Below are 23,437 nucleotides of genomic sequence, written 5' to 3'. Positions count from 1 at the left end.
AACGCCTAAACCGCAACTTCAGCCGCGATCGCCGCGTGCGGCTCATATCCGAGAACCTCGAAATCCTCGATATGATAATCATCGATGCTGTCCGGATGGCGCAGCAGGCGCAAGGTCGGGAATGGCTTCGGCTCACGGCTGAGCTGCTCGCGAATGGCATCCAGATGATTGAGATAGAGGTGAACATCGCCACCTGACCAGACCAGCTCGCCCATGTCCATATCGACCTGCTGCGCGACCATGGCGAGCAAAACCGCCTGCTGGCAGATGTTGAAGGGATTGCCGAGGAACAAATCGCACGAACGCTGGAAGACCATCAGGCTGAGACGCGGGCGCTTGCCCCCTTCAGCCGAGATGTTTGATACGTGGAACTGATAGACCATGTGGCAAGGATGCAGCGCCATATCGGCAAGCTCGCCGACATTCCAGGCGTGGAAGATCATGCGGCGGCTGCTGGGATTGGTCTTGAGATCCTTGATAACAGCGGCGAGCTGGTCATGCACCCGGCCTTCGGCATCGCGCCATTGCCGCCACTGCTTACCATAGACCGGGCCGAGATCGCCCCATTGCAGAGCAAAGGCCTCGTCCTCAAGGATACGCTTTTCAAAAGCAACCTGATCGATCTCTTCGCCCGTGGCCTTGCGATATTTGGCGAGCGGCCAGTCGGTCCAGATCCGCACATTTTCCTTCAGCAGATTGCGGATATTGGTGTCGCCGGTCAGGAACCAGAGCATCTCCTTGACGGCGAGCTTCCAGTAGACGCGTTTCGTCGTGAAGATCGGGATCTGCCCTTTCGAAAGATCGAATCGCATCATCGCGCCGAGGCCGCTCAAGGTGCCGACGCCGGTGCGATCGATCCGGCGATCGCCGTGCTCGAGCAGGTGCGCCATCAGGTCGAGATATTGATACTCTGGGTGACGAGCCATCTTCTGCTCCGAAATCGCTTGAAATTTCCAGCCGTAAGGCTTGCCCGAACGGCAGCCCGCCGATTCCTTTTTCGCAATTTTAATGACAAGCCGCTGTGAAACCAACCGCAGGGAAACGTAATTCAGGTAAATCTCTGAGCTTCGCGGACAAACCGATGTTTCCGCGACGTAATTATGACAATTGCCCTTCCCTTCGCCGGCGGAAAACACTATATCAGCTTTGCCGGTCTTCGGGCCGGCTATGGCGATAAATGAGCGGTGTAATAAACCTATTGGACCCGGGGGCGGTACCCGGCGCCTCCACCAAAAACCGGCCGGCAAGACTGGCGTCAGACCGGCTTTTGATGGGGGCGAAACAGGATCGACAAGGGTGTAAAGATCGACTTTTCGCTCGGCATTGTACCGCCGTTATCGGGCTAAAATTGTAGTTGCAAACGACAACTATGCGGAAGCTCGTCTCGCTGCTTAATCGCGGTGTGACACTTCAAATAAAGTCCTAAGGGGTCGCACTCTTAGGCGGGGTTCGAAGGCACCTGGCAACAGAAGCCTTCACCTTCTTCTCCAGTGCTATATTATAGATCGACAGGCGGTGACTCGCGCATAGGGCTTTTCCGGCGGCGTTCAGCGTGGCATAAGCCTATAAAAAACATGGCCAACGAAAGACAGGAAAGCATGGGGCAGGATCATATCCGCTACGACATTTTGGCACAGGACGCCCTGCGTGGAGTGATCCGCAAGGTGCTGACCGAGGTCGCCGCTACAGGCCGCCTGCCCGGTGATCACCACTTCTTCATCACTTTTCTGACCGGCGCTCCGGGTGTGCGCATTTCGCAGCACCTGAAGGCGAAGTATCCCGAGCAGATGACCATCGTCATCCAGCACCAGTTCTGGGACCTGAAGATCAGCGAAAGCCAATTCGAGATCGGCCTTTCCTTCTCCGACGTTCCGGAAAAACTGGTCGTCCCCTTCAACGCAATCCGCGGCTTCTATGACCCATCGGTGAATTTCGAGCTGGAGTTCGACGTGCCGCTGGCTGACGAGGAAGAGGAAACCTCCTCCAGCGAGATTACGGCCTATCCGGTACCGGCCGAAGGCGAGGAAGCGCCGGCGGCGGCAGCCAAGGAAGGCGAAGAAAAAAAGCCGGGATCGGTCGTCTCCCTCGACGCATTCCGCAAGAAGCAGTAGGCATTGGAGGGGAAGCATTCGCTTCCTTTTTTCGTATCGGTAACGGAAGAGATCGATGAGCGCCGAAATCGTCAATCTGCGCCAGTTTCGCAAAAAGCAGGCCCGCTCGGACAAGGAAAAGCAAGCGGAGCAGAACCGCATCGCCTTCGGGCGAACCAAGGCAGAGAAGAAGCTGACGTCGGCGCTTAACGAAAAGGCCGAGAAGACGCACGAGGCCGGGCGAATCGAAACCAAGAAGACCGAAGACTAGTTTAGACCCCGAGATAAAAAACTTCAGAAATCAGTTGCTTACTTCCGCATTTTGAATCACTTTCAGAAATATCCCGCCATTTCCGATTTTTGATCGATCCGCCGATGATCCGCAAACATTCCGCGACGCTGCATGGCCATCGCACAAGCTTTTCCCTTGAAGATGCCTTCTGGACAGAACTGAAGGCTATCGCCAGCGCGCGCGGCATGTCGCTCGCAGCACTGATTTCCGAGATCGACGACGGGCGCGAAGCCGGCAGCAATCTCTCCTCGGCACTTCGCCTCTATGTCCTCAGATGGCTGAAGGATCGCAACTGAATGGCTGCAGAGGAGTTCACGACGATATCGTGAGCGCTGCGCCTCACCTACCAGATGTGGATCGATCCACAACCGCCCTGTTTACTGGGCAACTCCCGGCAGTTCATTGAAATTCAGAGGTCCCGCCGGCGGATGCTGCGCTTCGGCCTTGGCTCGAGCTTCGGCCGCCGCCTTGGCCTTGGCCGCTTCCTCCGCCGCCTGCTTGGCGCGCGCCTCTTCCTCCGCCTGCTTCTGGGTGGCCGCTTGCTGGGCTAAATTGCGTAACCGTTCTTCTTCTGCACGACGCTGCTGCTCGATAGCGGCATCGCGCTGGCGCTGAGCCTCGCGCATGCCTGCAACATACTTGTACAGCGCCACTTCACGCCGCAGCCTCTGCTTTTCAAGCACATTGGCCTGCAGGCGCTCGACACGCCGGCGTTCACGCTCGAATGCCCGAACCGACAGGAAGCTGGTCACATCCGTCACGTCCATTGTCCGGCCCGGGGAGGCTAGCGGGCCGGCGAAATCGAGGCGCAAGGCCGGTTCCGCCCCGCTCTGGGCTTCTGAGCCGGCGTTGAAATCGATGCCAAGAGAGCCGCGCATACGCTCATCCGGCAGACTGATTTCGGCATTGCCCGAAAGCTTTGCCAGATCGTTGCCGGCGGCAATATTGGTCGCCCGCATCACACCGGCGGAAATGTTGAAAGGAATGCTCGTCGCCGGAAGGACCGCTTCGCCATTGTTGAGCAGCGTCTGCACGATCGGCAGCACCTTGGCGGCAGTGATATCACCCTGAATCTGATCCGTCGCCGAGAGGAGCGGCGGCATGACGGAGAGATTGAGGCCACGCACATGCGTCTCGCCGAGCTTCATTTCACCCGAACCGCTGGCATTGGCCGCAAGGTCGGCAATGCTCTTGCCGCTCGCTTCGGCATTCATCGCAAGGCCGAAGCGACCGGTGGCAAGCGGCGCACCGTCACGTTGCCAGGCGACAGCGGCGAGATCGCCGTTGGCCAGGCTAAGCTTCGTCTGCAGCAGGCCGGTACCGTCGGAATTGGCGAACATTGCGCTGCCGGTCAGCGTGCCGCCGTTCCAGCCACCCGTCAGATCGTTAAGCCGCAATTCTTCGCCCTTGTAGGTCGCATTGGCGGCGAAATTCGAAATGGGACCGAATATGCCGGGCCATACCTGCTTTGCGGAAAGCTTGACGCCGATATCCATTCCGGTGAAGGCAGGCAGCCCAAGTTTATCCTGGTTCAGAGTGCCTGTTTTCGGATCGCTTATCGGCCCGTAGATGGCTTCCGCCAGCCAGTCGAGATCCGCCTTGTCGAGCGACAATTCGCCCGACGCCTTGAGATTCGGCGCCTTCCGATCAACGGTCAGCGTGCCGGACATGTTGTTGTCGGCGAACAACCCTTTCATGTCCGAAAACACGATCTTGTCCGGGTTCAGTGCGGCATTGGCCTGGAACTTCACCGGCAAGCCGGCACCCATCTGTGGAACGCCGATGCCGTTCATCACGAAATAAGGATCGATATCAGCACTTTCGAGCGACAGCGTTATGTTGCCATTGAGGAAGGTGGCGGGACGGACATCCACCTTGCCGTTTGCGGTAAACGATGTCTTGTCGGTCGCAAAGGTGAGTGCGGCATCCGCCGGATCGGTGCCGCTTGCGGACACTTTCAGCGTCAGACGACCGTTGGCATCGGCTTCGACAGGCAACGGATCGAGACCCGCCTGGCCGAACAGGATCGACGTCACCGAATTTTCCAGCGTTCCCTCGAGCGTCGTGGTGCCCTTGCCCGTGAACGCCGAAAGATCGGACATGCGATAATCGAAATTGACGCGGCTACCGTTGGAAACGCCGGCAAGCGTCACCGTCAGCGCATTGTCCTGATCCCCGCCGAGCGTCACCGCCCCGCGAAGAGCAGTGTTTCCATACCATGCGGCATTGCGCACCAACCGGTCCATGACGGGATGATGCGGCAAATGCTGGCGCAGCATTTCGAAGAACGGCCCGGGATCGGCAGCCTTGAAGGTGATCTCGCCCGATCCCTTGTAGTCGGAAGGCGAGCCGTCGGCGCGGCCGGTTGCGGTAATTTCGGCGCCGGCGACATTGTGCACCGAGAGCTTATCGATCGTCAGAGCGCCGTTGGCAACGGAGAAGGACGTATCAACATTCTCCGCCGGCACGCCGAATGCCATGAATTTTCCGGCCTGGAGATGCGCCGTGATCCGATGATCAAAGAGGGATTCCCCCGTATCCTGACCTGTGAAGAGCCCCGTGAGCGCCCTCAGTGCGTCTAGGTCGAGGGCATCGCCGATCAGGTCGACCGCAAGCTTTGGCGGGGCCTTGTCTGTCCCGCTCTGACGATCGATCCGGCCTTTCAGCGTGGCCGAACCGATTGCAATCTCAAGATTTTCGAAGCGCTGTTCATCATGCTTCAGGCTGACATCGGCAGAGAAGCCGGCCTGACGCAGCTGGCGTATCGCCGGGTCGACGGACCCTACAAGCCACGAGGCCAATCCCGACGGCTGGTTGGATGCGACAACCAGATTGCCGATGAAATTCGGCTCGCCCATCAGCATCAGATTGCCGCGCGCTTCGACCTGCGTGCGACCGGGCATCGTGCCGATCGCATGATCGATCTTCCATCCCGTTCCCGCCGGTTCGAGATCGAGCTGCACGTCGCGTATGGTCGTGTCGCCCGCGACGATCGCCGGCAGGCGGAAGGTCGCCTTGCCGGGAACCTGTGGCACCGGGATTTCAGCCGCGATCGCAATCAGAGTGTTGAGGCGCTGACGCGCCGAGATTGCAGGGTTGCGATTGGTCTTGCCATTGGTGCCCTTATTGTTGCCGAGACGATTGACGTCGATCTGCTGGCCGTCGGCCGTCAGCAGGAATTCCGGCTTGGACCCCGTATCCAGCGTCGCCTCGCCAGTGACGACATAGGGATCGTCATCGGCGCCGACTTCGAGACGGTATTCGGGAACGCGAATGCGGTCATTCGTCAGCTCGAAACGGCCCTTGATGCGGGGCTGCGCCTTCTGGTCGGCGGAATCGCGCGTCTGCTTATCGTTGATCCCGGCTGTGAAGGAGCCCATGTAATCGGGCTTGCTGTTGACGAGTTTCAATTCGCCGTCGAGATCGACATTCAGCGGATGGCGATCCGGCATCAGCCGGGTGCGGACACGCAGGACGCCGTTGTCGTCAGGCTGGCTGCTGGAAACAGTGAAATTGCCATGCTCGTTGTCGAGTGCCGCATCGCCCTCGATACGCCAGGGGCCGGCAAGCGATCTGGCCGACATCTGGGCATTCAGGCCCGTGACATGCCGGGCCCTGCCCGTCTGCTCGTCAATGAAGAGAATGTCGCCGTCTTCGACATGAACGTTTTCGAGCACGACGGACTTTGCGGGAATTTCCGGCTGACTGCCGCGCATCCAGTCAAGCGTGCCATCCTTCAGCAGCCGCAGCCGTACCTTGGGCTTGGACACCCGCATATCAAAGATCAACGCTTCCCCGGAAAGGAAAGGCGCAAGTTCCGCATCCATTGAGAATTCAGCCACCTGCACCAGCGGTGTGCCATCAGCCTCCTGGCCGACACGGACATCGTGCAGCGTTACCGACGGAAACGGCAGAAGGCGGGCATCGACCGTGCCGTGAACGGTCACCTTCTTGCCGATGATGCGGCTCGCCTGATCCTCGAAGTTCTTGCGAAAATCGGTCCAGTCTATGAAGAGCGGAGCGAGCAGCGCCACGAACAGCACCACCACGAGCAATCCACCCAGAAAAACCAGGACCCTACCTAACAACGCGTATCGTCTCCAATCTTCATTCCCAACACATGCAGGCGTCGCTTGTCAGAGCGCATATGCATGGTTCTACCCGATCTCCGCCTGTTACAGCAGCTCTTTTCGGGAGATATGCCCCATCTAGCGCATATCGGTGGCTTTTCATGGCAAAAACCGGAAAAGTGCGGATGCAGCCTAGCGCCATTCGCGGCCGTAGCAAGCCAACATCATGAAAATATTCCATCTTTCAGTGCCTGCGGAATATCTTCCCTGGATTGAAAATGGCATCCGGATCGAGCGACTCCTTGATCTGACGCATCAGATCGACCGCATCGCCGAGTTCCTGCTCCAGAAACGCCATCTTCCCCTGCCCTATGCCGTGCTCGCCCGTGCAGGTGCCATCCATGGCGAGCGCACGCGCGTTGAGGCGCGCGACGAATTCCTCGACAACGGCGATACCTGCCGGCGTCTTGTCGTCGAACAAGACGAGCACATGGAAATTGCCGTCGCCGGCATGGCCGACGATGGGTGCCAGCAGGCCGTGCGCCTCGATATCGGCCTGGGTTTCTGCGACGCATTCGGCAAGCCGCGAGATGGGCACGCAGACATCGGTCGATAGCGCAGCCAACTCCGGCGCCAGCGCCCGGCAGGCCCAATAGGCGTCATGTCGAGCTTTCCAGAGCTTGTTGCGCTCTTCCGCATTGCTTGTCCAAAGGAATTCGCCGCCGCCGCATTCGGCTGCGATCTCGGCAAATTGCGCCGACTGCAGCGCAACAGTTTCGTCGGTGCCATGAAATTCGAGGAAGAGCGTCGGCTTCTCGTCATAGGTCAGACCAGAATAGCGATTGCAGGCCCGCATCTGCATGGCATCGAGCAGTTCGATGCGCGCGACCGGAACACCCATCTGGATGGTCATGATGACCGCATCGCACGCAGCCTTGATATCCGGAAAAGCGCAGGCGCCGCCGGCGATTTTCTGCGGAATGCCCTGGAGGCGCAACGTGATCGAGGTCAGCACGCCGAGCGTGCCTTCGGCGCCGACGAAAAGCCGCGTCAGATCGTAACCGGCGGATGATTTCTTGGCGCGTCGGGCGGTGCGGATTTCCTCGCCATTGGCGGTCACTACGGTCACGGACAGAACATTGTCCTTCATCGTACCATAGCGCACGGCATTGGTGCCCGACGCGCGCGTCGATGCCATGCCGCCGATCGAGGCATTGGCGCCGGGATCGATCGGAAAGAATAAGCCGGTGTCGCGCAAGTAGGTATTAAGCTGCTCGCGGGTGACGCCGGGCTCGACCGTGCAATCCAGATCCTCGGCATTGACTTCGAGAATGCGGTTCATGCGGCTGAAATCGATGGAAATGCCGCCCTGCGGCGCATTCACCTGTCCCTCCAGCGAAGATCCAGTGCCAAAAGGAATGACCGGAACCTTATGTTCGGCACATGCCTTGACAACAGTCCGCACATCCTCGCTCGTTTCGGCAAAGACCACGCCGTCCGGCAGCTGCGATGGGATATAAGTGGTCGTGTGGGCGTGCTGGGCGCGAAAACTTTCGCCGGTCTGGAACCGCTCGCCGAAGGCCTGCTTCAGAATACCGAGAACGGCGGATATGCCGGCCTCGTTGCGTGTTCCCGCCTTTGCATCAGCCAAAACCATAGTCCGAATCTCCCATCGCGGTCGTCCAGGGCGTTAACCCCTCCCGGTTCTATGGGGCATTTGGGGCGGCGCTGTCCAGTGATGAAAGTGAACCGCTATCGCGCATAAGTTCAAGTTTTGTGCGATTGATCAAAGGTACGACAATCGGTTGGTAGGAAAAAGCATCGCGGCAGAGTTTTGCCTATATTTTAATCAGAACACCAACTCAACGATCACCGAGCATTCACTTTCATCCAGATCATAACACCGCGACGCAGTTTTCCGTCGACTGGCATATGTCTTGCCTATCGCCTTTCAGCTTTCACATAGCCACGATTGGAAGGACATTCGATGAAGCGCAGACAAATGCTCATGGCACTCGGAATTGCGATGCTCGCAATGGGGTCGGTTTCCGCCCCTGACGCAGCTCGGGCGGATGCCTTGAGCGACATAGCCTCGCGCGGCACACTCCGCGTCGCCGTCCCCCAGGACTTTCCGCCCTTTGGCAGCGTCGGCACGGACATGGCACCCATGGGCTATGACATCGATATGGCCAATCTGATCGGCGAAAAACTCGGCGTGAAAACGGAACTCGTTCCCGTCACCAGCGCCAACCGCATTCCCTATCTGCAGACGAACAAGGTCGATCTGGTGATCTCAAGCCTCGGCAAGAATCCGGATCGTGAAAAGGTCATCGATTTCTCTGAAGCCTACGCGCCCTTCTTCAACGGCGTCTTCGGCCCCGGCGATGTCGCGGCAACAAAGGCGGAAGACCTTTCCGGCAAGACGATCGGCGTCACCCGCGGCGCGATCGAGGATCTGGCATTGACCAAGATCGCGCCGCAGGACGCGACGATCAAGCGCTACGAGGACAATAACGGCACCATCTCCGCCTTCTTGTCCGGACAGGTCCAGCTGGTTGCGACCGGCAACGTTGTCGCGGCGGCCATTCTCGCCAAGAACCCTCCGAAGAAGCCCGAGATGAAATTCCTCATCACCAACTCCCCCTGCTTCATCGGCCTGAACAAGAACGAGCCGGCGCTGCAGAAGAAGGTCAACGACATCGTTGCCGCCGCCAAGGCGGACGGGACGCTGAACAAGATGTCGCAGAAGTGGCTGGGCGCCGACCTGCCGACCGGCTTCTGATCAACGCAGGACCGATCGTACCGTCATTCGGCGGCGTGATCGGTCCGAGCAGGGCTTTCTCCCATGCGCTATCATTTCGATTTCGGCTGGCTGGCCGAATACTATCCCACGCTGATCAAGGGCGTTCTCGTCACGGTGGAGTTGACCCTTATCGGCGCTGTGCTTGGCATTCTCCTTGGGATCGCCTGCGCCTGGGCGCGAGCACTGGGTCCAGGGTGGCTCAAACCCTTCGTCGCTGCCTATGTCGAGCTCATCCGCAATACGCCGTTTCTGATCCAGCTCTTCTTTATCTTCTTTGGCCTGCCCGGCATCGGCGTGCAGATGAACGAGATGACGGCTGCCAATCTCGCGATGATCATCAATCTCGGCGCCTATAGCTGCGAGATCATCCGCGCCGGCATACAGGCAACGCCGCGCGGGCAATTCGAAGCCGGCGCCAGCCTGGCCATGACCCGGTTCGAAACCTTCCGGCATGTCGTCCTCGTTCCGTCCCTGCAGCGCATCTGGCCGGCCCTGTCATCGCAGGTAGTCATCGTTATGCTCGGCTCTTCGGTCGTCTCGCAGATCGCCGCCGAAGATCTGACCTTCGCGGCAAACTTCATTCAATCGCGTTCTTTCCGCGCCTTCGAAGCCTATTTCGTCTCCACGGCGATCTACCTCGCGCTGGCGATCCTGCTTCGACAGGTACTCGCGGTCGTGGGCAAGATGATCTTTCCACGCAGGGTCCGCCAATGATCCAATTCACCACATGGGATATCCTGCGCGGCCTGCTGCTGGCCGCGCGCTGGACGGTATTGCTGTCGCTCGTCTCGTTCGCCGGCGGTGCCATCGTCGGCGCAATCTTGCTGTTCCTGCGGATCGGTAAGGCAAAGGCCGGCCGCATTGCGGTCAGATATTTCGTCGAGCTGTTCCAGGGCACTCCGTTGCTGATGCAGCTCTTCCTGGCCTTCTTCGGTCTCGGGCTTTTCGGGATCGACGTGCCGGCCTGGCTGGCTGCCGGCGTCGCGCTCACCCTCTGGTCATCAGCCTTCCTGACCGAAATCTGGCGCGGCTGCGTCGAGGCTGTTGCCAAGGGGCAATGGGAGGCTTCGGCCAGTCTGGGGATGGGCTATCTGCAGCAGATGCGTTACGTCATCCTGCCCCAGGCGCTGCGCATCGCCGTGCCGCCGACCGTCGGCTTCTCCGTGCAGGTCGTCAAGGGCACGGCCCTGACCTCCATCATCGGCTTCGTCGAGCTATCGAAGGCCGGCACCGTCATCACCAATGCGACCTTCCAGCCGTTCACCGTCTACGGCTTTGTCGCGCTCATCTATTTCGCCCTGTGCTGGCCGCTGTCAAAAAGCAGCCAGATCCTGGAGAGGAAGCTCAATGTCGCTCATCGAAATCACTGAAGTCCGCAAGAGCTTCGGCACCAACGAAGTCCTGAAGGGCATCAACCTCGATGTCGAGCCCGGCGAAGTCATCGCCATCATCGGCAAGAGCGGTTCGGGAAAGTCAACGCTGCTGCGCTGCATCAACGGCCTGGAAACGATCAATGACGGCTCGATCTCCGTCGCGGGCGCACAGCTCCTGCCCGACGATCTGCATTTGAAGGCCCTCCGACTGAAGGTCGGCATGATCTTCCAGCAATTCAATCTTTTCCCGCACCTGAGCGCGGGACGCAATGTCATGCTGTCCCAGATGGTCGTCAAGAAGACCGCCAAGGCCGAAGCCGAGGCCATGGCGCGGCGCATGCTCGACCGTGTCGGCCTCGGGCACAAGTTCGACGCCTATCCGGATGAGCTCTCCGGCGGCCAGCAGCAGCGCGTCGCCATCGCCAGGGCACTTGCCATGCAGCCGATCGCGCTGCTCTGCGATGAAATCACCTCCGCACTGGACCCGGAACTGGTCGCGGAAGTTCTCGCCGTCGTGCGCGAGCTGGCAAGCGAAGGCATGACGCTGCTGATGGTGACCCATGAGATGAAATTCGCCCGCGACGTCTGCTCGCGCGTCGTCTTCATGCACCAGGGCCGCGTGCACGAAATCGGACCGCCCGGCGAAGTTTTCGCCAATCCGCAAACCCCAGAGCTCAAGCAGTTCCTCGGCATTCATTGAGAGCCGACAAGTCCCGCTAACCGGTTCTTTGAACCATGTTGTTCCAAGCACCTGGAGCAATGCCGAACGCCTTCTTGAAATGCCGGGTCAGATGGCTCTGATCGGCAAAGCCGGTTACGGCTGCCACCTCCGCGATCGACTCTCCCGCGCCGATCATCGCCTTCGCCTGCTGCAGCCGCCGCATCAGCAGGAACCGATGCGGGCTTGTTGCAAAGGCGGCGCGGAAATGCCGCGCAAGCGCAAAGCGATCGAGACCGGTGATGCGCTCCAATTCCTGCGAGCGCACACCTCGTGTGACATGCGCCTCGAGATAGTCTCGCGCAATCTTCACCTGCCCCCACGCAATGCTGCCCAAGCGCCGTTGCGGCAAACGGGCATGCTGGACAAGTCCGTCGGTGAGCCGCGAAACGAAATCGTCGACGAAGAGCTCATCCAGCTCACGATCGAGCTCGCCAAGCGCCGCCAGCAACAGGCCGGCAAGACGATTGTCTTCCACCACGGGATCATCGACGAAAGGCAGGCCGACACGCGCCGCCTCAAGGCATTGAAACAGCACCGACGGTTCCAGATACAGCATCCGGTACACGAGGCCGTCCTCGGTCGCTGCCCCGCCGTCATGCAGTTCGTCCGGATGAAGAATGATCACCCGCCCCGGCAGGCTGTAGCGCTGTTCGCCACGATAACGGAATGTCTGCACGCCGCGCATGGTGACGCCAAGCGCATAGGTATCGTGCCGATGCAGTTCGAAGGCATCGCCACGAAACTGCGCCTGGATGCGTTCGATGCCCGGATAGGCAGGCGCAGACAGGATGCGGTTGGCCTCCGGTGTCACGCACAAATGTTCAAGACCCTCGAAGATCTGTCCGGCTACATCCTCGTGCAATGTCCCATTTCCAGACTGCATGAAAGTGACCATCGATGTTCGATACCAAAATCGCGATCGTTCTGCGAAACGACCTTCAATCCTGGCAAAAGCTGAATGTAACGGCCTTCCTATCCACAGGCATAGCCGGACAACATCCCGATATCATCGGCGAAGCCTATCGCGATCGCACCGGCAACGTCTACAACGCTTTATCGATCCAGCCCATCATCGTGCTCTCGGCTGACAAGGAGAGCATTGCCGCCATCCACCGCCGCTCGCTGGAGCGAGGCGTCACCTCTTCCATCTTTATAGAAGAAATGTTCTCAACCGGGCATGACGCGGCCAACCGCGCCGTCTTTGCCGAATTTACGCCGGAAGATGCCAAGGTCGTCGGCATCGCCTTGCGCGCCGACAAGAAAATCGTCGACAAGATCACCAAGGGCGCAAGCATGCATGCGTGATCGGACGCGCAAAGAAAACGGCCGGATCGCGAGACCCGGCCATTTTTGTCCAGAAAGGCTTAGCCGTTCTGCGTGATCGGTGCGATCTGGATCTCGACGCGGCGGTTCTGCGCGCGGCCAGCCTCGGTGGCATTGGTTGCGACCGGCTGCGACGGACCGAAGCCGATGGCCGACATGCGGCGCTGATCGATGCCCTGGCTGCCGAGGTAGGACGCGACCGATCCGGCGCGGCGCTCGGACAGATCCTGGTTATGCTGCAGGCTGCCGGTCGAATCCGTATGGCCGTTGACGTCGATCAGCGTGCGGTTGAACTTGCGCAGAACGATCGCGACGGAATTGAGCGTCGGGAAGAATTCCGGCTTGATCGCATCCTGGTCGATATCGAAGGTGATCGCCGAAGGCATGTTCAGGATGATGCGGTCGCCGACGCGGGTAACCGAAACGCCAGTGCCCTGCAGCTGTGCACGCAGTTCGGACTCCTGCTGGTCCATGTAGTTGCCGATACCGGCACCCGCGAGCGCACCGACGCCGGCGCCGATCAGCGCGGCATTGCGGCGCGAGGCCGGCGAATGACCGATCAGAAGACCGGCAACGGCACCGACGCCGGCACCGATCGCCGCACCGCCTGCGGTATTCGATACCTTCTGCTCACCCGTATAGGGGTCGGTGGTGGTGCATGCGTTCAAAAAGGCTGCCGCAAGGGCAAGAATGGCAATTTTCTTGATCATAGAATCGTCGCTCTCCGGTTCGATGGCCGCAGCAGATATGAAGCATTGCGGCAATATCATGAAGAGAAATCTTATCCAGACCCTTGTCCCCTGTGCATAGAGCGTCAGCAGAGCTTTTGCAGAAGCCGGCGCATGCGGACGTGCGGAGCCATTCACCCGCCAGCCTGTCAATTTCAGCCGTTCGCTGCAATCAATGGTTCTGGAAGAGTTGCAGAACCGTATTGTAGCTCGCGTTGGCAATCGACAGAGATTGCAACCCGAGTTGTTGCTGAGCCTGCAGCGCCAGAACCTTGCTCGACTGCTGTTCCATATCGGCATCCACGAGTTTGCCGACCCCGCTGGTCAGCGAATCATTGAGATTCCTGGCAAACTCGGTCTGAAGATTGATACGCGCCTCGAGGGAGCCGAAGGCGGATCCGATCGTCTTGAGCTGGTTCAGCATTCCCGTCACGGTGTTGACCATGTCGACAATAGCGCCCCGACTCGTATTCGCATCGAGCGAAATCTCCACCTGGCCGCTCGTATTGCCGTTTTTGCTGCTGATGAGCACATAATTCTTGGCCGCTCCGGCTTCGGTGGCGAAAGATGTCGACGTCAGCACGCCATATCCGCCGGTGCCGCTTGACTGATCGTCGATCAGATAACGCGCATCGGCCGAGGTGATTGGCCCCGTCGTCGAGCTGACGCCCGCATAGCTCAGCATGCCGATCGTTACGGTGCCGTTGGTACCCCGGATAAGGGAGCCTGGAATCTCATGGGGGTCAGTCGGGTCCGCGCCATCTTGCAGCACGGTCCAGTTGACGCCGTTGAAGGTCGCCGACTCCCCAACGCTGCGCAACTGCTGCTTGAGCTCGGTGATCTCGTCGTTGAGTGTCGTTTTGTCGACGCTGGTCTCATAGGCGCTGACGAGCTTCGTCCTGATCTCGGTCACGACATCGATCGCGCTACCGACACCCGTGGAAGCGGTGCTGACGGTCGAGGCGGCGAGACCGAGCGCATCCTGAACCGACGAAATCGCGCCGATGTCGGTATGCGTCAAAGTCGAGATTTTCCAGTAGGTGGCATTGTCTCTGGCCGACTGAACCCGCAGGCCTGACGACATCTGTCGCTCGGCATTACCCAGTTTGGTCTGGGTGTCCCTCAGCACTTCCAGTGCTGTATTCACAGAGGGACTGACCCTGATGAAGGTCGAAAAAATACTCACGGCACATGAACTCCGGACGCAACAATACGCAACAAATACAAGGAGACATCGGAACCTTGCCGCGGGCGCTCATGCGCGCGGGCCGAGCGTGTCGGCGAACGGGGAGCGAGGCAAAACAACACCTGCGCTCCAGCGGTTACATACCGACATGATTAGCAAACATGCTTAAAAAAGCGCTAAACGATACCCCTGATTTACCATAAATAAGCGCAACGCCTGCAACGGACCAACCTGCCGGTGCCGACCTACTCCGCCGCGCGAAGATTGGCGAGCTTCGCGCGCAGCGCCGCATCCGACATCTCGTCATGCAGGCGCTGCTCCTCATGCGTCTGTGGCTTCGCAAAGCGGGCGATCAGCAGATAGGCGACGGGTGTGATGTAAAGCGTGACCAGGGTCGCAAACCCAAGGCCGCCCACAATGACCCAACCGAGAGCAACGCGCGCTTCTGCGCCGGCCCCCTCGGCAAAGACAAGCGGTACGCCGCCAAGGATGGTCGCGATCATCGTCATCATGACCGGGCGCAGACGCAGTGCGCAGGCCTTTTCGATCGCCTCGCGCACGCTTTCGCCCTTGTCGCGAAGCTGATTGGCGAACTCGACGATCAGGATGCCGTTCTTGGCCATGACACCGACAAGCAGCACCAGGCCGATCTGGCTGTAGATGTTGAGGCTCGATCCGGTGATGACGAGCGCAAAGACGGCACAGGCAAGGCCGAGCGGCACCGTCGACATGATGATGACCGACGACAGCACGCTTTCGAACTGCGCGGCAAGCACCAGGAAGATGATGACGATGGCAAAACCGAAGGTCAGGGCCATGCCGCTGGAATTTTCCTCCAGTGTCGCCGCTTCGGCGAGCGGCATCAACCGCGAACCAGGCGGCAGGAGTGGCGTCGCGATCCGTGTGATCTCCTCGACCGCCTGCCCGAGCGACATGCCGTTCTTGAGCCCGGCGGTGATCGCAACCGAAGCCAGCTGCTGCTCGCGGGTCAGCTGCGGCGCAACCGCATTCTCCTTCAGCGACGCGATGACAGACATCGGCACGATCTTGCCGTCGCCGGTCTTCAGGAAGACGTTTTCAAGATCCGTGGGATCATCGATCGGCCGCATCGTCGACGTCAGAAGCACCGGATAGGATTCGCCGGCGACGAATACGTCGACGACGGAGCGGCCCTCAAGTAGCGACTGCAAGGCCACTGAAAGGCCTGAAATGTCGACCCCGAGATCGGAAGCGCGCTCACGATCGATGGTGACGGAGACCTGAGCCTGTGTCGGCTCGTTGTTCAGCCGCGGCGTATCGAATTGGCCGGTTTTGTCGAGTTCCTGCACGAGTTTCAGCGCTGCATCGGTCAGCGCTTCGTGATTGTTGCCGATGAGCGCCATCTGCACGCCGCTGCCGGCGCCACGAATGCGCAGGCTGTTGGCCTGGATGACATTGCCGCGAAGAGCCGGCACGCCTGCCATGGCCTTGTTGATATCGGTGACAATATCCTGCTGCGTACGATGGCGCTCGCTCCAGGGGGCCAGCGTCAGCACCATGAAGCCGCTGTTCTTCTGGGTGTTCATGCCTGAAATCGCGTAGATATTTCGTATGTCGCCGCTGTCCATCAGCGGCTGCAGCCGCTCTTCGACGCGCTGTAATTGATCCTTGGTATAATCGAGGCCTGCGCCTTGCGGCGTGGTGAGACGCAGCATGACCATCGCCCTATCCTCGCTCGGCGTCAGCTCGCTCTTGACGTTTATGAACGCCAGGACGGCTGCAGCCGAAAACACGGCGCAGAAGACGATGACGACGAAAGGCGCATTGAGACAAGCCTTGAGGGTACGACGATAGACACCGGAGAAAAGCTCGCCGAAACGCCCGAGCGCGCCATGCTCCTCGCGCATCTCCTTGGTCAGCATGCGCGAGGCAAGCATGGGGCAGAGCGTCAGCGCCACGATCGACGACAGGCCGACGGAGAAGGCAAGCACGAAGCCGAATTCGCGGAACAGACCGCCCACCTGCCCCGGCAGGAAGGAGAGCGGAATGAACACGGCAGCAAGCGTGGCCGTCGTCGCAATGACGGCGAAGAAAACTTCGCGCGTGCCAAGCACGGCGGCAGCGCGAGGCCCGATCTTCTCCGCCCTGCGCCGCACGATATTCTCGAGCACGACGATGGCGTCATCGACCACGAGGCCGGTCGCAAGCACGATTGCCAGCAGCGTCAGGATATTGACCGAGAAACCGACCATGTAGAGCGCGGCAAGCGTGCCGATCAGCGCCACCGGCATGGTGACGACCGGTATCAGCGTCGCCCGCCAGTCGCGCAGGAAGAGATAGATGACTGCGGTGACGATCAACGCCGACAGGACGAGCGCCAGCACGACCTCGTGGATCGCCCCCTGAATGAACAGGGCATCGTCGCTGGTGATGACGATGCGCGTACCCTCGGGCAGCGATTTAGACAGCTGCGCGACGACGGCCTTCACGCCTTCGGAAATATTCAAGGTATTCGACTGCGCCTGACGGATGATGCCGAGACCAACGCCCTGCACACCGTTCGAACGCAGCGCGGTCGTGCCGTCCCTCGGTCCGAGCGTCACGGTGGCGACATCGGAAAGCCGCACGCGGTTCTTGATGATCAGCCGGGAGAAATCCTCCGGCGTCTGTAGTGCCGCCGTGGCGCGCACGACGATATCCTGCCGCGCACTCTTCAGCGATCCGGCCGGTACATCGAGTGCTGCGGTCGCAAGCGCCGTCGTCAGGTCGCCGATGGTGAGACCTCGGCTCGCAAGGGCGGCCTGATCGACATCGATGCGGAAGATCTTCTCCTGATCGCCGTAAAGCTCGACATCGGCGACGCCCTCGACCGAAGCCAGCCGGTCGGTGATCTCCTTGTCGACGAGCTGTGTCAGGTCATCCATCGTCAACGTGGTCGAGGTGACGGCAAGCCGCATGATCGGCTGCGAATCCGAATCCGCCTTGACGATCTGAGGCGCATCCGCCTGATCGGGCAATTGTTCGGTGATGCGACCGATGGCGTCGCGGACATCATTGGCGGCAACCGAAAGATCGGTCGCGTCGGAAAATTCAAGCGTTACCCGGCTCTGACCGAAGGAGGAACTGGAGGAAACCGACTTCAGGCCGCTGACGCGGGCAACCGCCCCTTCGATGATCTTCGTCAGCTCCTGATCCACCGTCTGCGGCGATGCGCCATCGAATACGGTCCTGACGGTCACGACGGGACGGTCGACATCGGGCAGTTCTCGCACTTCGACGCCGAAATAGGCGGCAAGACCGGCGACGACCATCAGCGTGTTGAAGACCAGCGCCAGGATCGGCCGGCGCACGAAGAGTGCGGTAAAGGATTGCTTGGCCGCTGCCGAGCCGGCATCCGCCACATCGTTGCCATCGGTCATCATTGGGTGATGACCTCCTTGGCCTGGGCGACATCGCGGGCAAAGCGAACCTCGCCACCTTCGGTCACGCGCTGCAATCCTTCGATGACGATGAGATCGCCATTGCGGAGATCGCCACGGACCAGCACCGCATCCGGATTGCGCTGCACGATGCTGACGCGCACCTTCGAGGACTTGCCGTCAACGACGCGCCAGACATGCGCACCCGCCCCATCCCATTGGACGGCGAGCGGATCGACGGAGGGATAGGATTCGCCGGCAAAGCGCATGCCGACATTGAAGGACATACCGGCGCGCAGAACATCGGAAGCATTATCGATGCGGGCGCGCACGCGCAGCGTCCGGCTTGCGCCGTCAACACGATTGTCGACTGCCTCGACAACGCCCGAAAATACGCGCCCCGGCAATGCCACCGACGTCGCTTCCACCGGCTGGTCGACCTTGACTGTGTTGGCGAAGCGCTCCGGCACCCAGTAATCCACCAGGATTTCCGAGCGGTCGTCTAGCATCACGATATTGGTCGTTGTCGTCACATTGTCGCCGACGACCACGGGCACGATACCGACAATCCCGTCGATCGGTGCGACCACATCGCGGCGCTTCAGCGCCAGCTCGGCCGATTGCAGCGCTAGCTTTGCGCCCTGCTCCACGATCTCGGCATCGAAAACATCCATGCGCGAGACTGTGGATTTGATATTGCGGTAGAGCTGGGATTTTTCGACAGCACTCTTCAGCGCCACTTCCGCCTGGCCGCGAGCGATGATCTGCTCGTCGTCGTCGAGACGCGCCAGCACCTGCCCCTGCTTCACTCTGTCGCCTGACTTGATGAGAATTTCCCGGATCGTACCCGCCGCTTGCGGCATGACGACGACCGAACGGATGGCGTCGCCGGTACCGATCGCGCTCAGGCGATCGTTAACAACACCGCTGACCACAGGCTCGGTGACGACAAGCGGTATGTTCTGACCGCGCCGTCCACCGGAGCTTGCCTGCGTCTCCGACTTTCCGTCCGCCGCGCCATCGCGCGGAGCAATCCAGGCCACGACAGTCTCGGGAACGCCGACCTTCTGCAGCAGGCCCGCTGCGCTGGGCATGAAGGCCACGACAGCGGCGATGCCAGCTGCCAGCAAGAAAAAAGACAAGGAAAGCTGCTTCCAGGCGGTCATGCACGTCTCCGGCTCGTTGTGTCAGAGGCGATGAAATCGCGTCGTTGGTTTTTGTGACCCCTCATCCACCCAGCGCACTTAACCGGGGGTCAATTTCGGCTCGGACGGCTCCATAAAGCAAGATTGTGCCCGATTTGCTGCAATATCGTGTTTTTGAGCATATGCCGCAAGTTTCGCCACAGATTATGACAAAGTTGTAATCTTAGTGCGGACAACGAGACGTTTTACCCGGTGAATGGGCCGACCCATTTCCACATGAAAACAGCCGTCGATCGAGTCTTATGCCCTGTGAATGTGCACTTTTTGTTCTAGTTTCGGCCCGTTTCTTTTGCCTTTCGGGGTAGAATCATTACATTGGGCGGCATGACCATTGGACATGACGATATTCCCTTCTTTGACGAGGAGCCGGAGCACGTGGCGCCGCGCCGTTCCGCGCCGGCTGCCGGCAGCATTGGCGGCGGCATTGCGGCCCGCGCCATGGCAGCACGCGACAGCGGCCGCCGGCCCGATTATCTCTCAGGCCTCAATGCAGAACAGGCGGAAGCCGTGGAAACGCTCGACGGCCCCGTTCTGGTGCTTGCCGGCGCCGGCACAGGCAAGACGCGAGTGCTCACGACGCGCATCGCGCATATCCTGTCCACCAACCGCGCCTTCCCCAGCCAGATCCTCGCCGTCACCTTCACCAACAAGGCAGCCCGCGAGATGAAGGAGCGTATCGCGCTGCTGGTCGGCGGCGCGGTCGAAGGCATGCCCTGGCTCGGCACCTTCCACTCGATCGGTGTCAAGCTGTTGCGCCGCCATGCCGAGCTGGTCGGCCTCACCTCGAGCTTCACCATTCTCGATACCGACGATGTCGTCCGCCTGATCAAGCAACTGATCCAGGCCGAAGGGCTCGACGACAAGCGCTGGCCGGCCAAGCAATTTGCCGGCATGATCGACACATGGAAGAACAAGGGCCTGAGCCCCGCCGATATTCCGGAAGGTGATGCCCGCGCTTTTGCCAATGGCAAGGGCCGCGAACTCTATGCCGCCTACCAGAACCGCCTGAAGACGCTGAACGCCTGCGACTTCGGGGACCTTTTGCTGCATCCGATCAATATGTTCCGGCAGAATCCTGATATCCTCAAGGATTATCACCAGCGCTTCCGCTACATCCTCGTCGACGAGTATCAGGACACCAATACGGCGCAATATATGTGGCTACGCCTGCTGGCGCAGAGACAGAAGGGCGAGCCGCAGAATGTCTGCTGCGTCGGTGACGACGACCAGTCGATCTATGGCTGGCGCGGCGCGGAGGTGGACAACATCCTCCGCTTCGAGAAGGATTTTCCGGGCGCCAAGGTCATCAAGCTCGAGCGCAACTATCGCTCCACCGAACATATTCTCGGTGCTGCCGCGCATCTCATCGCCCATAATGAGGGCCGGCTCGGCAAGACGCTGTTCACCGACCGCTCCGATCCGGACGACATCAAGGTGCAGGTGCACGCTTCCTGGGATTCCGAGGAAGAAGCGCGCGCCATCGGCGAAGAGATCGAGCAGCTCCAGCGCAACAAGCACAATCTCAACGACATCGCCATCCTCGTGCGCGCCTCCTTCCAGATGCGCGAGTTCGAAGACCGTTTCGTGACGCTCGGCCTGAACTATCGCGTCGTCGGCGGCCCGCGCTTCTACGAGCGCCTCGAAATCCGCGACGCCATGGCCTATTTCCGCCTCGTCTGCCAGCCGGCCGACGATCTCGCCTTCGAACGCATCATCAATACGCCAAAACGCGGTCTCGGCGACACCACTGTCCGTGCGCTGCATGATTACGCCCGCGTGCGCGATATCCCGATGCTGGCGGCAGCGGTCGACATCATCGAGACGGATGAGATGAAGCCGAAGGCGCGCAAGGCGCTGTTCGACGTCGTGCAATCCTTCCGCCGCTGGCAGGGCCTGCTCGAAAACACGCCGCATACTGAGCTTGCCGAGCAGATTCTCGAAGAGTCCGGCTATACGGACATGTGGAAGAACGACAAATCGGCAGAAGCGCCGGGGCGGCTTGAAAACCTCAAGGAACTCATCCGCTCCATGGACAGCTTCGAATCCATGCGCGGCTTCCTTGAACACGTCGCCCTTGTTATGGATGCCGAGCAGAACGAAAATCTCGACGCCGTCTCCATCATGACGCTGCACTCTGCCAAGGGTCTGGAATTCGACACGGTGTTCCTGCCCGGCTGGGAGGAAGGCTTGTTTCCGCATCAGCGCTCGCTCGACGAAAGCGGGCGCGCCGGCCTCGAGGAAGAGCGCCGCCTCGCCTATGTCGGCATCACGCGCGCCAAGCGCCGCTGCCACATCTGGTTCGTCTCCAACCGCCGCATCCACGGCCTATGGCAATCGACGATCCCCTCCCGCTTCCTTGACGAACTGCCGGAAACGCATGTTCAGGTCGCCGAAGTAGAGCAGTCCTATGGCGGATATGGCCGCGGCGGCTACGGCCAATCCCGCTTCGACAAGGCCGATCCCTTCGCCAACACCTATTCCACCCCCGGCTGGAAGCGCGCCCAGGCCAACCGCAACGATGCGACCCGCGACAACTGGGGCAGCCGCTCCGGCCACGCCGTCGAACGCATCGGTTACGGCGAAAGCGGTCCGAAAGTGCGCACCATCGACGGCGAGCTGGTGGCCAAATCCACCTCCTCCGAACCCTCCAAATTCGCCATCGGCGACCGCGTCTTCCATATCAAGTTTGGCAACGGCAATGTTTCGGAGATCGAGGGCAACAAGCTGACGATCGAATTTGATCGCGCTGGGCAGAAGCGCGTGCTGGACGGGTTTGTCGAGCGGGTATAAGGGAACGAGTTCTTTTTAGCTGACTGCCGCAAGATATAGAAAATGCATGATCCGAGAGCTATCGCTAACTACGTCCTAGAGCTCGCAGAAGAAGATGCGCGCCCGGTGACAAACATTGTTCTGCAGAAGCTAATATATTTCTGTCATGCATTCTTCTTGCTTGAACATGAGAAACCGCTGGTAAGCGGTTACTTTGAAGCTTGGACTTATGGCCCGGTTCACCCGGCTTTGTACAAATCCTTCAAAGAGTTCGGTGCTAATCCAATTAGAGGCAGAGCTTCCAGGTATGACGTTATCTCTGGTGCCAGCTTTGTGATCGAGCCAATTTCTGACAAATCTGCTCGAAGAGTAATTAGATCGGTAATGGTGAATTTCTCTAGTTTATCAGCAGGGCAATTGGTCGATCTATCACACGCACCAAATGGCCCTTGGCATTATACTGTGGAGAACTCAAAAATTAATGCAAATCTTGGGTTACGAATCACCGACGATGTTACAAAAGAAAGATTCAAGTTCTTAAAATTGGCAATTGGAAAATCGTCGAGACAAAGGGAACCCGATGAAGACACGCCGTTTGGCTGAGACTGATCTTGCGCGAATCGCTGTTTTACCGATTTCCGACCAATGGATTCTCTTGCGGAAACATAAGTTTGGACGCCCTCCTCATACTTACGATCCCGTTCGAAGGGCGCAGCCGGATATTCTCAATCGCCAAATACCTCTGTTTGGCAAAGCCGAGCCGACGCCTTGGCAGAAGGTTTGCGAGATTGTTCAAAAGCACTCCCGTCATATTGCTGAATATGAGCACAATCTAAGTGTCGCAAAGGCCCTCTACGATTTTGCTCAGCATGAACAGATATACTCGCGCGACCGCTTGATGCCCAACTGGGCGATTGGTTTCGGACAGACCGTACGTTTTTGGCCGGATTACATCTCAATTGTGGGCGAGCAGCCGGAAGTTAGTTTTCACGATTATCGCCTTACCAAGCGTTTGAATAAAGAAGCTAGACGCTTTGCCTTTTCCGTTATGCATGAGCGCACGCGGGCCCTTGATCCAGACTTGCAGAATGTAGCCCTGGCCATTTATCAGTTTAGAAAATTGGATGATGGAACCCGGATATTACAGCGCCGTACCGATGATGGATTGGAATTATTTAGCTTCGATCAGCTTAACGAAATGATCTCGACGACGTATCGCATATGGGAACAGGTACTTGTCGAGAGAGAAGAAGATAATAGAAGAGCGGCGAATAGTAACAGCAACCCAATGGGTTTCTGACACCGAGCTTTGCTTGGAAATATGGGATGCACACGGCTCGTCTGGTATGAAGACCACGCCGACATCATTTCAATACAACGCGAAAAATCGCTGAAACGCTGGTATCGCCAGTGGAAAATCGAGCTGGTTGAAAAGACAAATCCGGATTGGCGGGATTTATACCACGAGCTCTGGTGAAG

19 protein-coding genes, 1 other RNA gene and 1 pseudogene are annotated in these 23,437 nt (G+C 59.3%); 13 read left to right on the top strand and 8 right to left on the bottom strand.

Translation table 11 applies throughout. The annotated features are described in order from the left end of the window. Positions 1 to 5: 5 nt before the first annotated feature. Positions 6 to 926 carry a thymidylate synthase gene (locus AC13QY_RS14035; RefSeq protein ID WP_145632648.1) on the bottom strand — a complete coding sequence of 307 codons (921 nt, stop codon included), beginning with the start codon at positions 924 to 926 and terminating at the stop codon, positions 6 to 8. Positions 927 to 1,109: 183 nt separating this feature from the next. Between AC13QY_RS14035 and ssrA the strand changes: the two genes are divergently transcribed. The 4 genes from ssrA (at position 1,110) to AC13QY_RS14015 (ending at position 2,678) form a co-directional block, all read left to right on the top strand. Further along, positions 1,110 to 1,480, top strand: a transfer-messenger RNA (tmRNA) gene (gene ssrA, locus AC13QY_RS14030). Positions 1,481 to 1,598: 118 nt separating this feature from the next. Beyond that, entirely contained in the window at positions 1,599 to 2,111 is a 513-nt protein-coding gene (locus AC13QY_RS14025; RefSeq protein ID WP_113333137.1) for an SspB family protein, read from the top strand. Positions 2,112 to 2,166: 55 nt separating this feature from the next. Then, positions 2,167 to 2,361 (top strand): DUF4169 family protein, encoded by a 195-nt coding sequence (locus tag AC13QY_RS14020; RefSeq protein ID WP_113332950.1) that lies wholly within the window; start codon positions 2,167 to 2,169, stop codon positions 2,359 to 2,361. A gap of 104 nt (positions 2,362 to 2,465) precedes the next feature. Next, positions 2,466 to 2,678, top strand: a complete 213-nt coding sequence (locus tag AC13QY_RS14015) for a ribbon-helix-helix domain-containing protein (protein ID WP_069612828.1) — start codon at positions 2,466 to 2,468, stop codon at positions 2,676 to 2,678. Between the two features lie 81 nt (positions 2,679 to 2,759). Here the strand turns inward: AC13QY_RS14015 and AC13QY_RS14010 are convergent, their stop codons facing one another. Both AC13QY_RS14010 and AC13QY_RS14005 read right to left on the bottom strand, forming a co-directional pair. Then, positions 2,760 to 6,470: an AsmA family protein gene (locus AC13QY_RS14010; RefSeq protein WP_145632645.1), complete on the bottom strand. Its 3,711-nt coding sequence runs from the start codon at positions 6,468 to 6,470 to the stop codon at positions 2,760 to 2,762. A gap of 226 nt (positions 6,471 to 6,696) precedes the next feature. Continuing rightward, on the bottom strand, positions 6,697 to 8,109 hold the full coding sequence (locus tag AC13QY_RS14005) for an FAD-binding oxidoreductase (RefSeq protein WP_145632642.1): 1,413 nt from the start codon (positions 8,107 to 8,109) through the stop codon (positions 6,697 to 6,699). Between the two features lie 345 nt (positions 8,110 to 8,454). Here AC13QY_RS14005 and AC13QY_RS14000 point away from each other — a divergent pair, with 345 nt between their 5' ends. The 4 genes from AC13QY_RS14000 (at position 8,455) to AC13QY_RS13985 (ending at position 11,328) form a co-directional block, all read left to right on the top strand. After that, entirely contained in the window at positions 8,455 to 9,234 is a 780-nt protein-coding gene (locus AC13QY_RS14000; protein WP_246661092.1) for a transporter substrate-binding domain-containing protein, read from the top strand. 63 nt (positions 9,235 to 9,297) lie between these two features. After that, complete coding sequence (locus AC13QY_RS13995; RefSeq protein ID WP_145632634.1) at positions 9,298 to 9,969, top strand: amino acid ABC transporter permease; 672 nt, start codon at positions 9,298 to 9,300, stop codon at positions 9,967 to 9,969. Further along, positions 9,966 to 10,625 carry an amino acid ABC transporter permease gene (locus AC13QY_RS13990; RefSeq protein ID WP_113390627.1) on the top strand — a complete coding sequence of 220 codons (660 nt, stop codon included), beginning with the start codon at positions 9,966 to 9,968 and terminating at the stop codon, positions 10,623 to 10,625. Before AC13QY_RS13995 ends, AC13QY_RS13990 begins: the two co-directional genes overlap by 4 nt. Continuing rightward, positions 10,603 to 11,328 (top strand): amino acid ABC transporter ATP-binding protein, encoded by a 726-nt coding sequence (locus tag AC13QY_RS13985; protein ID WP_113230542.1) that lies wholly within the window; start codon positions 10,603 to 10,605, stop codon positions 11,326 to 11,328. Before AC13QY_RS13990 ends, AC13QY_RS13985 begins: the two co-directional genes overlap by 23 nt. 16 nt (positions 11,329 to 11,344) lie before the next feature. Here AC13QY_RS13985 and AC13QY_RS13980 read toward each other — a convergent pair whose 3' ends face one another. Continuing rightward, positions 11,345 to 12,232 carry an AraC family transcriptional regulator gene (locus AC13QY_RS13980; protein ID WP_371864913.1) on the bottom strand — a complete coding sequence of 296 codons (888 nt, stop codon included), beginning with the start codon at positions 12,230 to 12,232 and terminating at the stop codon, positions 11,345 to 11,347. A gap of 14 nt (positions 12,233 to 12,246) precedes the next feature. Between AC13QY_RS13980 and AC13QY_RS13975 the strand changes: the two genes are divergently transcribed. After that, the gene (locus tag AC13QY_RS13975) at positions 12,247 to 12,654 is read left to right on the top strand and encodes a DUF2000 family protein (RefSeq protein ID WP_113351993.1); all 408 of its coding nucleotides are present in this window, start codon (positions 12,247 to 12,249) and stop codon (positions 12,652 to 12,654) included. Positions 12,655 to 12,713: 59 nt separating this feature from the next. Here the strand turns inward: AC13QY_RS13975 and AC13QY_RS13970 are convergent, their stop codons facing one another. The 4 genes from AC13QY_RS13970 to AC13QY_RS13955 all read right to left on the bottom strand — a co-directional run bounded on the left by AC13QY_RS13970 (position 12,714) and on the right by AC13QY_RS13955 (position 19,150). Then, a complete protein-coding gene (locus AC13QY_RS13970) occupies positions 12,714 to 13,382 on the bottom strand; it encodes a YiaD family glycine zipper/OmpA-like lipoprotein (protein ID WP_069612829.1) in 669 nt (222 codons plus the stop codon). Positions 13,383 to 13,572: 190 nt separating this feature from the next. After that, entirely contained in the window at positions 13,573 to 14,586 is a 1,014-nt protein-coding gene (locus tag AC13QY_RS13965; protein WP_113351992.1) for a flagellin N-terminal helical domain-containing protein, read from the bottom strand. A gap of 245 nt (positions 14,587 to 14,831) precedes the next feature. Further along, positions 14,832 to 17,987, bottom strand: coding sequence for an efflux RND transporter permease subunit (locus tag AC13QY_RS13960; protein ID WP_442966446.1), 3,156 nt, complete (start codon positions 17,985 to 17,987; stop codon positions 14,832 to 14,834). Beyond that, complete coding sequence (locus tag AC13QY_RS13955; protein WP_113351991.1) at positions 17,984 to 19,150, bottom strand: efflux RND transporter periplasmic adaptor subunit; 1,167 nt, start codon at positions 19,148 to 19,150, stop codon at positions 17,984 to 17,986. Before AC13QY_RS13955 ends, AC13QY_RS13960 begins: the two co-directional genes overlap by 4 nt. Before the next feature lie 363 nt (positions 19,151 to 19,513). Between AC13QY_RS13955 and AC13QY_RS13950 the strand changes: the two genes are divergently transcribed. The 4 genes and pseudogenes from AC13QY_RS13950 to AC13QY_RS13935 form a co-directional block, all read left to right on the top strand. Next, entirely contained in the window at positions 19,514 to 21,979 is a 2,466-nt protein-coding gene (locus AC13QY_RS13950; protein ID WP_113352055.1) for an ATP-dependent helicase, read from the top strand. A gap of 42 nt (positions 21,980 to 22,021) precedes the next feature. After that, positions 22,022 to 22,561, top strand: coding sequence for a type VI toxin-antitoxin system SocA family antitoxin (gene socA, locus AC13QY_RS13945; RefSeq protein ID WP_113351990.1), 540 nt, complete (start codon positions 22,022 to 22,024; stop codon positions 22,559 to 22,561). Next, positions 22,539 to 23,258, top strand: coding sequence for a type VI toxin-antitoxin system SocB family DNA replication inhibitor toxin (gene socB / locus AC13QY_RS13940; RefSeq protein ID WP_113351989.1), 720 nt, complete (start codon positions 22,539 to 22,541; stop codon positions 23,256 to 23,258). Before socA ends, socB begins: the two co-directional genes overlap by 23 nt. Then, positions 23,258 to 23,435 (top strand): annotated as a pseudogene (locus tag AC13QY_RS13935) (GIY-YIG nuclease family protein); the annotation flags it as partial. The gene socB and the pseudogene AC13QY_RS13935, both read left to right, overlap by 1 nt. Positions 23,436 to 23,437 lie beyond the last annotated feature (2 nt).

It is taken from the genome of Martinezella sp. CNPSo 3795 (assembly GCF_057784475.1).
The sequence above is the reverse complement of the archived record's forward strand: the minus strand, read 5'-3'. Positions and strand labels throughout refer to the sequence as shown.

Excerpts from the sequence above, each read along its gene's own strand:
- AC13QY_RS14000 (WP_246661092.1), top strand. The coding sequence starts at position 8,455 with ATGCTCATGGCACTCGGAATTGCGATGCTCGCAATGGGGTCGGTTTCC.
- AC13QY_RS14025 (WP_113333137.1), top strand. The coding sequence starts at position 1,599 with ATGGGGCAGGATCATATCCGCTACGACATTTTGGCACAGGACGCCCTG.
- socB (WP_113351989.1), top strand. The coding sequence starts at position 22,539 with ATGAAGACACGCCGTTTGGCTGAGACTGATCTTGCGCGAATCGCTGTT.
- AC13QY_RS13955 (WP_113351991.1), bottom strand. The coding sequence starts at position 19,150 with ATGACCGCCTGGAAGCAGCTTTCCTTGTCTTTTTTCTTGCTGGCAGCT.
- AC13QY_RS13960 (WP_442966446.1), bottom strand. The coding sequence starts at position 17,987 with ATGATGACCGATGGCAACGATGTGGCGGATGCCGGCTCGGCAGCGGCC.
- AC13QY_RS13950 (WP_113352055.1), top strand. The coding sequence starts at position 19,514 with ATGACCATTGGACATGACGATATTCCCTTCTTTGACGAGGAGCCGGAG.
- AC13QY_RS13995 (WP_145632634.1), top strand. The coding sequence starts at position 9,298 with ATGCGCTATCATTTCGATTTCGGCTGGCTGGCCGAATACTATCCCACG.
- AC13QY_RS13980 (WP_371864913.1), bottom strand. The coding sequence starts at position 12,232 with ATGCAGTCTGGAAATGGGACATTGCACGAGGATGTAGCCGGACAGATC.
- socA (WP_113351990.1), top strand. The coding sequence starts at position 22,022 with ATGCATGATCCGAGAGCTATCGCTAACTACGTCCTAGAGCTCGCAGAA.
- AC13QY_RS13990 (WP_113390627.1), top strand. The coding sequence starts at position 9,966 with ATGATCCAATTCACCACATGGGATATCCTGCGCGGCCTGCTGCTGGCC.
- AC13QY_RS14035 (WP_145632648.1), bottom strand. The coding sequence starts at position 926 with ATGGCTCGTCACCCAGAGTATCAATATCTCGACCTGATGGCGCACCTG.
- AC13QY_RS13975 (WP_113351993.1), top strand. The coding sequence starts at position 12,247 with ATGTTCGATACCAAAATCGCGATCGTTCTGCGAAACGACCTTCAATCC.
- AC13QY_RS14015 (WP_069612828.1), top strand. The coding sequence starts at position 2,466 with ATGATCCGCAAACATTCCGCGACGCTGCATGGCCATCGCACAAGCTTT.
- AC13QY_RS13985 (WP_113230542.1), top strand. The coding sequence starts at position 10,603 with ATGTCGCTCATCGAAATCACTGAAGTCCGCAAGAGCTTCGGCACCAAC.
- AC13QY_RS14005 (WP_145632642.1), bottom strand. The coding sequence starts at position 8,109 with ATGGTTTTGGCTGATGCAAAGGCGGGAACACGCAACGAGGCCGGCATA.
- AC13QY_RS14020 (WP_113332950.1), top strand. The coding sequence starts at position 2,167 with ATGAGCGCCGAAATCGTCAATCTGCGCCAGTTTCGCAAAAAGCAGGCC.
- AC13QY_RS13970 (WP_069612829.1), bottom strand. The coding sequence starts at position 13,382 with ATGATCAAGAAAATTGCCATTCTTGCCCTTGCGGCAGCCTTTTTGAAC.